Origin of the sequence: Lysobacter yangpyeongensis (assembly GCF_042655745.1) — a bacterium.
GTDB lineage: Bacteria > Pseudomonadota > Gammaproteobacteria > Xanthomonadales > Xanthomonadaceae > Agrilutibacter > Agrilutibacter yangpyeongensis.
Genome location: NZ_JBHSNM010000002.1, coordinates 520,228 through 534,332 on the forward strand (window position 1 = coordinate 520,228; position 14,105 = coordinate 534,332).

12 protein-coding genes are annotated in these 14,105 nt (G+C 66.2%); 3 read left to right on the forward strand and 9 right to left on the reverse strand.

Going from position 1 to position 14,105, the window contains the following annotated elements; genetic code table 11:
* Window positions 1-32 precede the first annotated feature (32 nt).
* The gene (locus ACFPN1_RS09205) at window positions 33-293 is read left to right on the forward strand and encodes a DUF6522 family protein (RefSeq protein ID WP_386754596.1); all 261 of its coding nucleotides are present in this window, start codon (window positions 33-35) and stop codon (window positions 291-293) included.
* Between the two features lie 225 nt (window positions 294-518).
* Here the strand turns inward: ACFPN1_RS09205 and ACFPN1_RS09210 are convergent, their stop codons facing one another.
* On the reverse strand, window positions 519-917 hold the full coding sequence (locus ACFPN1_RS09210; RefSeq protein WP_386754597.1) for a hypothetical protein: 399 nt from the start codon (window positions 915-917) through the stop codon (window positions 519-521).
* Window positions 918-1,131: 214 nt separating this feature from the next.
* Here ACFPN1_RS09210 and ACFPN1_RS09215 point away from each other — a divergent pair, with 214 nt between their 5' ends.
* Window positions 1,132-2,649, forward strand: coding sequence for a site-specific DNA-methyltransferase (locus tag ACFPN1_RS09215; protein WP_386754599.1), 1,518 nt, complete (start codon window positions 1,132-1,134; stop codon window positions 2,647-2,649).
* A 1-nt stretch (window position 2,650) separates the two neighbouring features.
* Window positions 2,651-5,263 carry a DEAD/DEAH box helicase gene (locus ACFPN1_RS09220; protein ID WP_386754600.1) on the forward strand — a complete coding sequence of 871 codons (2,613 nt, stop codon included), beginning with the start codon at window positions 2,651-2,653 and terminating at the stop codon, window positions 5,261-5,263.
* Between the two features lie 182 nt (window positions 5,264-5,445).
* Here the strand turns inward: ACFPN1_RS09220 and hslU are convergent, their stop codons facing one another.
* The 8 genes from hslU to ACFPN1_RS09260 all read right to left on the reverse strand — a co-directional run bounded on the left by hslU (window position 5,446) and on the right by ACFPN1_RS09260 (window position 13,666).
* On the reverse strand, window positions 5,446-6,843 hold the full coding sequence (hslU, locus tag ACFPN1_RS09225) for an ATP-dependent protease ATPase subunit HslU (protein ID WP_386754601.1): 1,398 nt from the start codon (window positions 6,841-6,843) through the stop codon (window positions 5,446-5,448).
* Window positions 6,844-6,980: 137 nt separating this feature from the next.
* Entirely contained in the window at window positions 6,981-7,538 is a 558-nt protein-coding gene (gene hslV / locus ACFPN1_RS09230) for an ATP-dependent protease subunit HslV (protein WP_386754602.1), read from the reverse strand.
* A 389-nt stretch (window positions 7,539-7,927) separates the two neighbouring features.
* Window positions 7,928-8,857, reverse strand: coding sequence for a tyrosine recombinase XerC (xerC, locus tag ACFPN1_RS09235; RefSeq protein WP_386754603.1), 930 nt, complete (start codon window positions 8,855-8,857; stop codon window positions 7,928-7,930).
* Between the two features lie 156 nt (window positions 8,858-9,013).
* Entirely contained in the window at window positions 9,014-9,688 is a 675-nt protein-coding gene (locus ACFPN1_RS09240) for a DUF484 family protein (protein ID WP_386754604.1), read from the reverse strand.
* Window positions 9,685-10,572: a diaminopimelate epimerase gene (gene dapF, locus ACFPN1_RS09245; RefSeq protein WP_386754854.1), complete on the reverse strand. Its 888-nt coding sequence runs from the start codon at window positions 10,570-10,572 to the stop codon at window positions 9,685-9,687. The genes ACFPN1_RS09240 and dapF overlap by 4 nt, the downstream gene beginning before the upstream one ends.
* 16 nt (window positions 10,573-10,588) lie before the next feature.
* Window positions 10,589-10,915 carry an LPS translocon maturation chaperone LptM gene (gene lptM, locus ACFPN1_RS09250; protein ID WP_386754605.1) on the reverse strand — a complete coding sequence of 109 codons (327 nt, stop codon included), beginning with the start codon at window positions 10,913-10,915 and terminating at the stop codon, window positions 10,589-10,591.
* A gap of 64 nt (window positions 10,916-10,979) precedes the next feature.
* Complete coding sequence (locus tag ACFPN1_RS09255) at window positions 10,980-11,351, reverse strand: YbaN family protein (RefSeq protein ID WP_386754606.1); 372 nt, start codon at window positions 11,349-11,351, stop codon at window positions 10,980-10,982.
* Window positions 11,352-11,479: 128 nt separating this feature from the next.
* A complete protein-coding gene (locus tag ACFPN1_RS09260) occupies window positions 11,480-13,666 on the reverse strand; it encodes a S9 family peptidase (protein ID WP_386754607.1) in 2,187 nt (728 codons plus the stop codon).
* Window positions 13,667-14,105: the final 439 nt, after the last annotated feature.

Genomic DNA, 14,105 nt, shown 5'->3' on the forward strand with positions numbered 1-14,105 from the left:
CGCGTGGCGCGACGCACCCGCAACCTGTGCCGATGCCACGGCCCGCCATCCCGATCGACCTGCTCGACGCAGCGCCCGCGCCGCCCATCGAAATCGACGGCGCCCGCATCGCCCGCGGCCTCGGCCTGGACGTGGCGACCTTCCGCCAGCTGATGGCCGACCGGAAGATCACCGTCCTGTGCGAACGCGGCACCGGCGAAGACAGCGGCTTCTGGCGCGCGAGCTTCTATCACGGCGAACGCCGCGTGCGGGTGGTGGTGGATGGGGAGGGGAAGGTGGTGGCCGAAGGTTGAGGGCGTTCTCTGCCAGCCCCCGCTTTTATTTCCCCTCGCCCCGCTTGCGGGGTGAAGGCGGACGCTTATGCGCCACTGGCGCATGTCCGACTGAACGCCCTTGCGCCATGCGCAAGGGCTGGGGCAGAGCAAGGGACAGCGTTGCGAAGCAACGCAGGGTGAGGGGACGTGACGCCCGAATGTCCCGCCGCTACTCAACCACCGGCGGCCGCACCGTACCGAGGCTCAACCCTTGCTCGCGCCCGCGGCCGCCAACGCTGCGACCAGTTCACGCACCAACCCCCGCTGTTTCGCAGGCAGCGACAGAAACGCGTCCAACATCGCGCGGTCTTGGGCCGTGATGGCCTCGGCCCACCCGGCGCGGTCGTCGGCGACGGCCACCTTCCTGCTACCGAAACGCAGCGCGTGAGGCTCGACACCAAATAGCGCAGCCAATACCTGCAACTTGTCCTGGGCTGGAATCGCCTTGCCGCTCAACCAACGCGAAGCGGTCATTTCGGACACCGACGTGCCCGCGTAGCTGCTGTTGAACGCCTTGTGGAGCTCGCCGGGGCGCGGCTTGTAGCCGGCCTTTTCCATGGCCTGGGCCAGTCGTCGCGAAAACTCTTGGCGCTCGTCTTTCATGGCCAGCGAAGTTACGAAGGCCGCGAGGACGCTATTAACGTTTTGGGTTCAACATGTTTAACTTATCGGGTTAGTTACGAACCCGATTCGTTAGATGCCCGCATCCCCGTCGGCCACACCGACCCGCAGCGCACCGGTCCTCTGCCGGGCAACGGGCTGCCGCGTCGCGGTCAGACGCGGCGCACACGGGTACGTTCGGACGGGGCAGACCTAGATGCCGCTGCTGTCCTGGTTCAACCGCGATGCGGACCTGACGCGTGCGGCGCTGGCGCCCTACCGGCTGCTGGAACCGGTGGCCAACCTCTCTTACGGCGAACCCGATTCCCCGAACATGCTCATCGAGGGCGACAACCTCGATGCGCTCAAGGCATTGCTTCCGTACTACGCGGGGCAGGTGAAGTGCGTCTTCATCGATCCGCCCTACAACACCGGAAGTGCGTTCGAGCACTACGACGACAACATCGAGCATTCGCAGTGGATGTCGATGATGTATCCGCGGCTGGAGTTGTTGCGCGAGCTGTTGTCGGAAGATGGCTCTATCTGGGTGACGCTGGACGACAACGAGGCGCACTACTTCAAAGTCATGTGCGACGAGGTCTTCGGACGAAAGAATTTCATCGCCAACGTAATCTGGCAAAAGGTCTTTTCACCCAAGAACACGGCGAAGCACTTTTCCGTTGATCACGACCACATGATCGTTTATGCGAAGAACGCCGAAGCCTGGCGTCCAAACGAGATGCCACGTTCTGAAAAACAGAATGCGAGCTATAAGAACCCCGACAACGACCCTCGGGGACCTTGGACTTCAGGCGACCTCTCCGCGCGAAACTTCTATGGCGCCGGAACATATCCGATCGCATGCCCTAGCGGCCGCGTCGTGCCAGGTCCACCCAATGGGATGTATTGGCGCGTATCCAAGGAAAAATTTCTCGAAATGGATCGAAACGGCCGCATCTGGTGGGGTGCAGACGGAAATAACAACCCCCGCATCAAACGGTTTCTTTCAGAGGTCAAGCAGGGAGTTGTTCCGCAGACACTGTGGCTAAATTCGGAAGTCGGTAATACGCAGGAAGCGAAGAAGGAAGTCGTGGCGATATTTGGCGACGAAAACTTCATGACTCCAAAGCCGGAGCGTTTGCTTCAACGAGTTATTCATATCGCTACCAAGGAGGGCGACCTCGTCCTCGACAGCTTCCTCGGCAGCGGCACCACCACCGCCGTCGCGCACAAGATGCGCCGTCGCTGGATTGGCGTCGAGATGGGAGGCCACGCCCGCACTCACTGCCAACCACGGCTGAAGAAAGTAGTCGACGGCGAACAGGGTGGCATTTCCGAAGCCGTCGAATGGCAAGGCGGCGGCGGCTTCCGCTACTACAAGCTCGGCGTTCCCGTGTTCGACGAGAACGGCCACATCCGGGACGGCATCCGCTTCGAGCATCTCGCCGCGCACGTCTGGTTCGCCGAGACCGGCACCGCGCGTTCGACACGGGCGAAGAAGGACGCCTTCCTCGGCGAGCACAACGGCACCGGCTACTACCTGCTGTTCAACGGCATCCTGGGCGACGACACCCGATCCGGCGGCAATGTGCTGACCCGGCGCGTGCTGCGCTCGCTGCATCCGTTCGACGGACCGAAGGTGATCTACGGTGAAGCCTGCGCTTTGCCTGAGGAGCAGCTGCACGAACTGGGCATCGCGTTCCGGCAGACGCCCTACGACATCAAGGCGCGCTGACATGAGCCTCGCCCTAAAGCTGTACCAGCGACGTGCGCTCGACAGCCTGGAGCGCTACTTCGAAGCCGCTCGCGTCCAGGACGCTGCGTCTGCTTTCGCGCAAACGGTGGACAAGGGGCTGCTGGATCAATACAAGCCGATGCCCGGCTTGCCGACCGTTCCTTACGTCTGCCTGCGCATTCCGACCGGAGGCGGCAAGACCGTGATGGGTGCGCACATCATCCAGTCCGCCGGGCGAGCGCTGCTGGATCGCCAGTTCCCGCTGGTGCTGTGGATGGTGCCCACCACCCAGATCAAGACGCAGACATTGGATGCTTTCCTCGACCCGCGCCACCCGTATCGGCAGGAACTCGACGACGCGTTCGGCGGACAGGTCGCTGTGTTCGACGTGGCCGATTTCGCGCAGATGCGACCCGCAGATGTGGGGGCCCGGGTCTGTGTCGTCATTTCCACGGTGGCCGCGTTGCGGGTGACCGACAAGGAAGGTCGCAAGGTCTACGAGCACCACGAGGACCTGGAGGCGCATTTCGCCGGCAGCACCAAGGAACTGGATTACCTGGACAAGGGCGCGGACGGCAAGGCGCTGGCTTCATTCGCCAATCTGCTGAAGCTGCACGGCGCGCTGGTAATCATGGATGAGGCGCACAACGCCACCACACCACTGTCCTATGCGGTTTACGAGCGTCTAGGCCCGCGCGGCGTTGTCGAGCTGACGGCGACACCGGATGTCGCGAGCTCCAACGTGCTGGTTAGCGTGTCGGCCTTCGAACTGAAGGCCGAGGACATGATCAAGTTCCCCGTAGTGCTAAAGGAGCACAACGGCGAATGGCAGGCGGCGGTGAGCAGCGCGGTGGCACGGCGCAAGTCGCTGGCAAAGATCGCAATGGACGAGCCGGACTACATCCGTCCGATCCTGCTGGTGCAGGCCGAGAGCGCCCGCGGCGCGGCCACCGTCGCGGAAGTGAGGAAGCACCTGATCGAAACCGACGGGTTGCACGAAAATGCAGTCGCGGTCGCCACCGGCGATCAGCGTGGGATCGACGGCATCGATCTGTTCGCGAAGGATTGCCCCATCGAAGTTGTCATCACCAAGCAGGCGCTGAAGGAGGGTTGGGACTGCTCTTTCGCCTACGTGTTCTGCTCGGTGGCGCAGGTCAGGAGCGACAAGGATATCCAGCAGCTGCTTGGCCGCGTGCTGCGCATGCCCCATGCCACGCGGCGAAGACAGGAAGCCATGAACAAGGCGTATGCGCATGTCGTCAGCGACAGTTTCGGCAGGGCTGCAGGCGAACTAACGCAATCGCTGGTCAATATTGGCTTCAATCCGATGGAAGCGGCCACGGCGATCCGCCGGGAAAGTGCACGACCGGGTGAGCTCGAGCTCAAAGGCGGCGAAGTCCTGGCGCCGGCACTGCCGACCACTCGTATCGAGGTACGCAAGGCTCCGGACCTTTCCGGCGTTCCCGCGCGAGACACGGAGCGTGTGGTGTTCATCGCCAACGAGAACGGCAACGGCGGTATCGTCGAGATCACCGACGAGATCCAGCCGGAAACAGGCGAGGCCATCATTCTCACCGCGCCTCCTGGCAAGCGCGACGAACTCGCCGCGCAGGTCGAACGCCACCTCGACCTGACCGCCGCCGCCAAGGCGCCGAGCGAGCGCGGTGAAGTATTCCGCGTACCGCGCCTCTGCACAATCGAACAAGGCGAACTCGAACTGATCGACCGCGGCATGGTCGCCACCGATTTCAAATGGGACCTGCTGGCGAGCCCGCCGGACCTGTCGAGCTTCCGCTTCAATGACGACAGCATGACCTTCGAGGTCGACCTCGATGGCCGCGGCGTCAGCTACCACGCGGTCAAGGACGACGTGGCTACTTACCTGCCCGGCTTCGCACAGGATCGCAGCGAAGCGGACCTGGTCGGCTGGCTGGATCTGGAAGTCCGCGATCCCTCGATCAAGCAACCGGTGCTGCGCGAGTGGCTACGACGCGCCGTACGCGGCCTGCTCGAGGATCGCGGGTTCTCGCTGGCGCAACTGTTGAAGGGGCAATTCATCCTGCGCCGCAAGCTGGCCGAACAACTGCTGGTCGCAAAGGACCGGGCCTACCGGAAGGGCTTCCAGCAGGCGCTGTTCGGCGGAGCGCTGGAGATTGTCACCGACGATGGCCCCGATCACGGCTTCCATTATCCGGCGAACATGGCGCGTTATCCGGCACACGACTACTACCGCGGTAGCTACCGGTTCCGGAAGCACTACTACCCGGTGCCCGGCGACCTGAAGAACGTCGGCGAGGAATTCGAGTGCGCGCGGCAGATCGACCTGCTGGACGATGTCGGCTTTTGGGTACGCAACCTGGTGCACCAAAGTCAGTTCTGGATGCCTACCGCGAAGCAACGCACCTATCCGGACTTCGTGGCGAAACTGAAGGACGATCGTTTGTTGGTGGTCGAGTACAAGGGCGGCGATCGCTTCACCGCCGATCAGGAAGAAGAAAAACGTCTGGTAGGCGACCTATGGGCCAAGCGCAGCAAGGGCCGCGGCGTGTACCTGATGGCGAGTTTGGCCAATGGTGATCTACGCGACCAGTTGATGGGAGCGATCGCGCGCTGATCGGGGCTTGCGGATTCGTAGGTCGATCCGGAATCACCAAAGCAACGGCAAAAAGCGCGCCTCATCCGCCCTTCGGGCACCTTCTCCCCGCTGTGCGGGGAGAAGGAAAGCATCGACTTGCGGGCGGAAGCATCGACTTGCGGGCGGAAAGCATCGGCTTGCGGGCGGAAAGATCTGGCGACTTAAAGGATGTACCGGCTCAGATCCGGATCCTTCACCAGCTCGTTGAGGTGCGCGTCGACGTAGGCCTTGTCGATCGTCATCGACGTGCCGTCGCGATCGGGGGCTTCGAAGCTGAGGGTGTCGAGCAGGCGTTCCAGCACGGTGTGCAGGCGGCGGGCGCCGATGTTTTCCTGGCGTTCGTTGACCTGGGCGGCGATCTCGGCGAGGCGTTCGATCGCGTCGGGGGCGAATGTCAGGGTCACGCCTTCGGTCTTCAGCAGCTCGACGTACTGGGTGGTCAGTGCGGCCTTGGGCTCGGTGAGAATGCGGACGAAGTCGTCCTTGCTCAGCGCGCCCAGTTCGACGCGGATCGGGAAGCGGCCCTGCAGTTCGGGGATCAGGTCCGAGGGCTTGGCGAGGTGGAACGCGCCCGAGGCGATGAACAGGATGTGGTCGGTCTTCACCGAGCCGTACTTGGTGCTGACGGTGGAGCCTTCCACCAGCGGCAGCAGGTCGCGCTGCACGCCTTCGCGGCTGACATCGCCGCCGACCATGCCGGCGTCGCTGCGCTTGGCGACCTTGTCGATCTCGTCGATGAAGACGATGCCGTGCTGCTCGCAGGCTTCGATCGCGGCGTCGCGCACGTCTTCCTCGTTGACCAGGCGGCTGGCCTCTTCCTCGATCAGCTGCGCGCGCGCGGCGCGGATCGGCAGCTTGCGCTTGTGGGTCTTGCTGCCGGCGACCTGCGAGAACATCTGCCGCAGCTGCTGTCCCATTTCCTCCATGCCGGGCGGCGCCATGATGTCGACGCCGACGTTGACGGCGAAGTCGATCTCGATCTCGCGGTCGTCGAGTTCGCCGGCGCGCAGCTGTTTGCGCAGCTTGGCGCGGGTCTTGTCGTCGGCTTCGGATTCCTTGGGCGGCTGCTCGTTCTGCACGCCTTCGGGATCGCCCTGGAAGCCGAACAGGGTCACCGCGCGGCGCGGCAGCAGGGCTTCGAGAATGCGGTCTTCGGCCTGTTCCTCCGCCTGCGTGCGCACGCGCTGCTTGGCCTGCTCGCGGTACATCTTCACCGCGGTGTCGGCGAGGTCGCGCACGATCTGCTCGACGTCCTTGCCGACGTAGCCGACTTCAGTGAAGCGCGTGGCTTCGACCTTCACGAACGGTGCGTTGGCGAGCGTGGCCAGGCGCCGCGCGATCTCGGTCTTGCCGACGCCGGTGGGACCGATCATCAGGATGTTCTTGGGCATGACTTCGTCGCGCAGTTCCGGCGCGAGCTGCATGCGGCGCCAGCGGTTGCGCAGGGCGATGGCGACGGCGCGCTTGGCGGAGTGCTGGCCGACGATGTGCTTGTCGAGCTCCTGCACGATCTCGCGCGGGGTCATGGTGGCGTGGGTGGTGTCGGGTTTGGGGGACATGGGGATTTGAGAAGCCGGAATGGGGAACAGGGAATGGGGAACGGAAGTTGGCGACGACGGTCGGATGCGGTGAAGGGCTGAGGACGGAAAGCGGCGAGAAACGTTCGTTCCCTATTCCCTATTCCCCACTCCCGCCTTCATTCACCCAACTCCTCCACCACGATGTTCCGATTGGTATAGATGCAGATGTCGCCGGCGATGTTGAGCGCCTCGGTGGCGATTGCCTTCGCATCCAGTTCGGTGTGCGCGGCGAGCGCGCGCGCGGCGGACAGCGCGTAGGGGCCGCCGGAACCGATCGCGACGATGCCGTCCTCGGGTTCGATCACGTCGCCGGTGCCGCCGACGATCAGCGAGGTTTCCCTGTCGGCGACGATCAGCAGCGCTTCGAGCTTGCCCAGGCGACGTTCGGTGCGCCATTCCTTCGCCAGTTCCACCGCGGCGCGGGTGAGCTGGCCGTGCTTCTCGAGCTTGGCTTCGAACAGTTCGAACAGGGTGAAGGCGTCGGCGGCGGCGCCGGCGAAACCGGCGAGCACCTGGCCGTCGCGGCCGAGGCGGCGCACCTTGCGCGCGTTCGACTTCATCACCGTGTGGCCGAGCGTGACCTGGCCGTCGCCGGCGACGGCGACGCGGCCGTTGCGGCGCACCGACACGATGGTGGTGGCGTGGAAGACGTCGGGATTGCGGCTGGGGTCCATGGGGGTCTCCGTGGGGTTCCACCGAGTTGGGGGCCTTGGTGCGGGGGTTCAAGCGGGCGGGAAGTCATGGGCATGTTGGTGGTGGGTTGCTTCACGTTGGCTTGATGCGGGGGCGATGCGTGCGTGGCTCCCGGGCACGCGACGTCCCCTCACCCTGCCCGCTACGCGACTTCGCGAGGCTGTCCCTCGCTCTGCCCCGGCCCTTGCGCATGGCGCAAGGGCCGGGGCAGAGCGAGGGAGGAAGTACCCACGCCAGGGAATCCTGTGGGAGGGAAGTGATTCCCTTCTCCCCGCATCGCGGGGAGAAGGTCGAAGCGGACAGTCGCCCGCTATGGGCGCAGCGCCGGATGAGGGGCGCTCTTGTTCCCCACGGCGGGCGCAAGCCCGCCCTACTTCTTTCTTTTCGCCCGCGGATGCGCGGCGTCGTACACCTTGGCCAGGTGCTGGTAGTCCAGGTGCGTGTAGATCTGCGTGGTGGCGATGTCGGCATGGCCCAGGAGTTCCTGCACGCCGCGCAGGTCGCCGGAGGATTCCAGGATGTGGCTGGCGAAGGAATGCCGCAGCAGGTGCGGATGCACCCGCTTGAACAGGCCCTGCTGCTGCGCGAGCTGGCGTACGCGCAATTGGATCGCGCGGGGCGTGATCGGGCCGTTGCGGCCCGGGAATACCGGCGCGTCCGCGGCGGCGCCGGTCGATGCGCGCCATTCCTGCAACGCATTGCGCGCGTGCGAACCCAGCGGCACGCTGCGCTGCTTGCGGCCCTTGCCCAGCACCGTGACGAGGGCTTCATCGAAATCGAGGTCGCGCCAGCGCAATGCGCACAGTTCGCTCAGGCGCAGACCGGAGGAATAGAACAGTTCGAGCAGCGCGCGGTCGCGCAGGCCCAGCGGTGCGTCGGTGGGGACTTCGACCAGCGCCTTGGCTTCGTCCGGATCGAGCACCTGCGGCAGCTTGCGCGGCGCCTTGGGTGCGCGCACGGCCGCGGCGGGATTGGCGGCGATGCGGCCGTGCTTCAACAGCCACGCGTAGAAGCTGCGACACGCGGACAGGCGGCGCTGGATGCTCTTGGGCGATTGCTGGCGACGATGCTCGTCGGCGGAGAAGGCGCGCAGCTGGTCGGCGTGCAGGTGTTCGATGTCGCCGTGGCCTTTGCCGGTGGCCCATTGCGCGAGCGCGGAGAGGTCGCGGCGGTAGGCGTCGAGGGTGTGCGCGGAGACCTGGCGCTCGACGGCGAGGTAGGCGAGGAAGTCGTCGAGGGCGGCGGGCGCTGGCTTTTGCTCGTCATCCCCGCGGCTTTCAGCGGACGAATGTCCGGTCATGTTGGCGGTTGCCTTTGTCATTGCTTTGGGGAAGCAGAGTCATGCCGTGGGGACGAAAGCAAGACACTGGATTCCCGCTTTCGCGGGAATGACGAGCAAAAGCAACAGCAACTACGACGGCAACAGCAACAGCGACCACAACTGCGGCAGCAGCGACTAGGACCCATACCGCCGCAACGCCACGCCCAGCGCCTCGCACATCATGCGCAGGAACAGCGTGCCCATGCCGGGGAAGAAGCGGTTGGGATCGCGGCTGCCCACTGCGACCAGGCCGACGCCGGCGACCGGCAGCAGTGCGCTGGACTGCACTTCCTCGGCGCGCACGCCGTACAGCAGCGCGTGCTTCTCCGGCTGCAGGCGGCCGCACAGCGGTTCGTTGCCGGCGATGAAGTCGCGGAACGGGTGCAGGCGCGCGTCGTCGGCGGCGATGTGCTGCAGCCACTCGGCGTCCTCGAGCCCGGGCACCGGCGCGAACGTGACGATCCGCACCAGGTCGCCGTTGAAGTCCTCGGCCAGCGTCGCGGCCATCGCGCGCAGGGTGTCGGCGGCGCTGTGCTGCTTCATCAGCGCGAGCGTGAGCTGGTGCGTGCGCACCGCCAGGCGCTCGTTCTCCTGCGCGTTGGCGAACAGGTCCTGCAGCCGGCGCGCGAGTTCGCGGTTCTTGTCGCGCAACACTTCCAGCTGGTAACTCGCCAGCGACGCCGCAGGACCTTCGTCGCGCGGCACGACCAGGCTCAGCGCCAGGTCGGGGAACTGCTTGAGGAACTGCGGATGCCGGCGCAACCACGCGGCGACTTCATGCGCACCGAGCTTTTCCTGCACATCGCTCATGCCAAGCCTGCTCCTATGAGGAAGGTTCCTTCGAACACGAATGCGGCCGGACCGGCCATGGTGACCGGCGCGTCGTCGCGCGGCCAGGCGATCTGCAACTCGCCGCCGGGCAGCGCGATGGTGAGCTCGCGATCCACGCGGCCGCGTCGCATCAGCACCACCGCGGCCGCGCACGCGCCGCTGCCGCAGGCCAGGGTTTCGCCGGCGCCGCGCTCGTACACGCGCAGGCGCACGCGATCGCGCGCTTCGACGCGGGCGAAGCCGACGTTGACGCTGTCGGGGAACGCCGGCAGCGACTGCAGCAGCTGCGCGACGGGTTCCACCGGCGCGGCGGCGACGTCGTCGACTTCGATCACCGCATGCGGATTGCCCATCGACACCGCGCCGAAGCTGTAGACGGCGTCGTTGTACTCGAGCACGTATTCGTCGCGCATCGCATCGAAGCCGTGCAGCGGCACGTCGGCCGGGGCGAAGCGCGGCACGCCCATGGCGATGCGGAACACGTTGTTTCCAAGCGGGTCGTCGGCGAGGCGCTCGACGTGGTGCGTATCGACCGGGCTGTCGACGTCGAAGCGGTCGCCCTGCGCGGTGCCGTCGCGCAGCAGCCACGCGGCCACGCAGCGCGCACCATTGCCGCACTGGCGCGCGAGCGAGCCGTCGGAATTCCAGATGCGGTAGCTCGCCACCGCGCTGGCGCTGCGCGGCGCTTCGATGGTGAGGATCTGGTCGCAGCCCACGCCGGTGTGGCGGTCGCCGAGCACGCGGCACAGCGCGGGATCGAGCGTGGTCGTGCCATCGCGCAGATCGATCACGACGAAGTCGTTGCCGGCGCCGTGCATCTTGCTGAAACGCAGCACGCGCCCGGCGTGTGGCGCGGCAGCCACGGACGAGGGGGCGGCTTCAGCCATTGCCGCCGGTGTCGGTGGCGGGCGGGGGCGGCGTTTCGTCCTCCGTCGGCGCTTCTTCCGGCGGCGGCGGCGTGGTTTCGGCCGGCGGCGGGGTGCGTTCGTCGACCGGCGGCGGCGCGGGCAGTTCGGCCGGTTCGGTTTCGGTCGGCGTGGCGGGCGTGGGCGCGGTTTCGGTCGGGGTGCTTTCGGTCGGCGTCGTGTCCGCCGGCGCGGTGGCCGGATCGATCGGCGGCGTCGGCAGCACCAGCGGGCCCTTGTTGCCGCAGCCGGCCAGCAGGGCCAGTGCGAATGCGATGGTGGCGAGGCGGGTTGCGTTCATGGCGGGAGTGTAGCGCGCGGCGTTGTCGGCCCGCGTCATCGCGCGCGCTGCTTTCGCGGATGCCTCAACGCGGTTCCGGCCGCCGCCACAACCAGGCGGCGACGAGGGCCATGGTGGCGGTGCCGGTCGCCGCCATCCACACCCGCGGCGCGGTGAGGAACATCACCACCGCGCAGAGCGCCATCATCCCGGTCGCCAGGCGCTTGGCGCGGCGGCTGACTGCGCCGTGTGCTTCCCAGTCGTGGATCAGCGGGCCGAAGTGGCGGTGCGCCAGCAACCACGCGCGCAGGCGCTGCGAACCGCGCGTCGCGGCGAAGGCGGCCAGCAGCACGAACGGCACCGTCGGCAATCCGGGTACGACGATGCCGACCAGCCCGAGGCCCAGGCTGGCGTAGGCCAGCAGCCACCAGAGCCAGCGGAAGCGGGTCGAGGTCATGCGGGGATCATGCGGCGGCCATCATCCCGCGCCGGGGGATCCACTGACGAGGAGCAACGTCATGGATCCCCGCGTTCGCGGGGATGACGGTGTGGCTGCGGGGATGGCGACGGGGCGGGCGACGGCGCTTATTTGTCCGCGGTCACACCCAGCTGATCCAGCATGAAGGCGTACATCTCCGCGCGTTCCCTGTAGCTGCGGAAGCGGCCGGACTTGCCGCCGTGGCCGGCGTCCATGTTGGTGCGGAAGATCACCGTGCGGCCCGAGGTGTCCAGGTCGCGCAGTTTCGCCACGTACTTGGCCGGTTCGTAGTACTGCACCTGCGAGTCCCACAGGCCGGTGCCGACGAACATCGCCGGATACGCCTGCGCGGTCAGGTTGTCGTAGGGCGAATACGACAGCATGTAGTCGTAGGAATCCTTCTTTTCCGGATTGCCCCACTCGTCGTATTCGTTGGTGGTGAGCGGGATGGTCGGATCGAGCATGGTGGTGACCACGTCGACGAAGGGCACCTGGGTCAGGATCACGCGGTAGCGGTCGGGCGCCATGTTGCTGATGGCGCCCATCAGCAGGCCACCGGCGCTGCCGCCATGCGCAGCGACACGGTCCCTGGCCGCATAGCCTTCCTTCACCAGGAAATCGGTGACGTCGATGAAGTCGGTGAAGGTGTTCTTCTTCTTGAACAGCTTGCCGTCGTCGTACCAGGCGCGACCCATTTCCTCGCCGCCGCGGATGTGGGCGATGGCGTAGACCATGCCGCGGTCGAGCAGGCTGACCACGGTGTTGCTGAAGCCCGGGTCCATCGACAGGCCGTAGCTGCCGTAGCCGTACTGCAGCAGCGCGGCGGTGCCGTCCTTTTTGAACCCCTTCTTGTACACGAGCGACACCGGGATCCTGGTGCCGTCGCGCGCGGTCGCCCACAGGCGCTCGGTGGTGTACTGGCCCGGGTCATAACCCGGCACCGGATCGCGCTTGAGCAGGCGGCGCTCGCCGGTCTTCGTGTTGAGCTCGTAGGTGGTGTTCGGCGTGGTCATCGAGGTGTAGCTGTAGCGCAGCCACTCGGTGTCGGGTTCGGCATTCGTCGCCAGGCCCATCGAGTACGCCGGCTCGTCGGCCTTCACGTGCTCGGACTTGCCGTCGTTGGCGAGCACGCGTACGCGCTCGAGGCCTTCGGAACGCTCGGCGATCGCGGTGAAGCCGTCGAACAGCTCGAAGCCGTCGATGTAGACGTCGTCGCGCGCGGGGATCCAGTCCTTCCATTCCTTGCGCGAGGTCGCGCCCGTCGGCGCGGTGACTAGCTTGAAGTTCTTCGCGGGCTTGCCGTTCGAATCCGGAGCATTGGTGCGGATCACCCAGCGGCCGCCGTGGTGGTCGGCGTCGTATTCGACGTCGCGTTCGCGCGGGGCGAGGACGACGAAGTCCTTCGGATCTGCCGCGGGCGCGCAACGCAGTTCGTCGGAGACGGTGCTGCTGACCTCGATGCAGATGAACTGGTCGTCGCGGGTACGCGAGATGCCCATGTAGAAGCTGTCGTCGTGCTCCTCGTATACCAGCTCGTCCTGCGCCGCCGGCGTGCCGAGCACGTGCTTCTTCACGCGCACGGTGAGCAGGGTTTCCGGGTCGTTCTCGACGTAGAACAGGGTCTTGTTGTCGTCGGCCCACACCAGGTTGGGCGAGACGCCCTTCACCGCGTCGGCGTAGACCTCGCCGGTGGCGAGGTTCCTGAAGCGGATGGTGTACTGGCGGCGGCCGACGTCGTCCTCGGCCCAGGCGAGGATGGTGTTGTCCTGGGTGACTTCGTAATCGCCGACGCTGAAATAGTCCTTGCCGGCGGCCATTGCGTTGACGTCGAGCAGGACCTGCTCGGTGGCGAAGTCGGCGCCGGCGTTGGCCTGCTGGATCGAGGTGGCATCGACGCCCGCGCCGTCCCTGCGGCGCGCGTGCACCGGATAGTCCTTGCCGGTCTCGAAGCGCGAGTAGTACCACCAGCCGCGCTCGCGGTACGGCACCGAGGCGTCGTCCTGCTTGATGCGCGCGACGATCTCTTCGTAGAGCTTGTCCTGCAGCGGCCGCAGCGGCTGCATCACGGCATCGGCGTAGGCGTTCTCGGCGTTGAGGTACGCCAGCATCTCCGGGTTCTTGCGGGTGTCGTCGCGCAGCCAGTAGTAGTCGTCGGTGCGCGTGGCGCCGTGCGGCGCCTTCACCACGTGCGGCTTCTTCGCTGCGTCGGGCGGCGGCGGGAGGGCGGCGGATGCGGGGGTAGTCATCAGTAGCGTGCTCGTGAACAGCGTGGCCAGCAGGAAGGTGGGCTTCATGGATGGGGTCCAGGGAGGGATATCGCAACTGGGTCGGATGCGGTGAGTGCGAACCGTGAAAGCGGCGGCGCGGAACAAGCGCCGGGCGCCCCGACGTGCCCTAGTCGAGATCGTGCGAACGCCGCAGGTACGCCGAAGCGATAGTGCTGGGGCAGGGAGAAGACGGCAAGGAGCGTGGTGCTTGTCTCCCTCCGGAAGAAGGTGGCGCGAAGCGCCGGATGAGGGTGTGGCGGAGGGATGGTGCTGGGGCGACGGGGAGAACGGCAACGAGCGCGGACAAACTCCTGGTTGTTCGCCATTGCCGCTTCGCCGCCCCTCACCCCAACCCCTCTCCCGGAGGGAGAGGGGCTTTGCTCTCTCCCTTCTCCCTCCGGGAGAAGGTGGCGCGTAGCGCCGGATGAGGGTGCGGCGGAGGGGTGGGGCTGGGGCGACGGGGAAG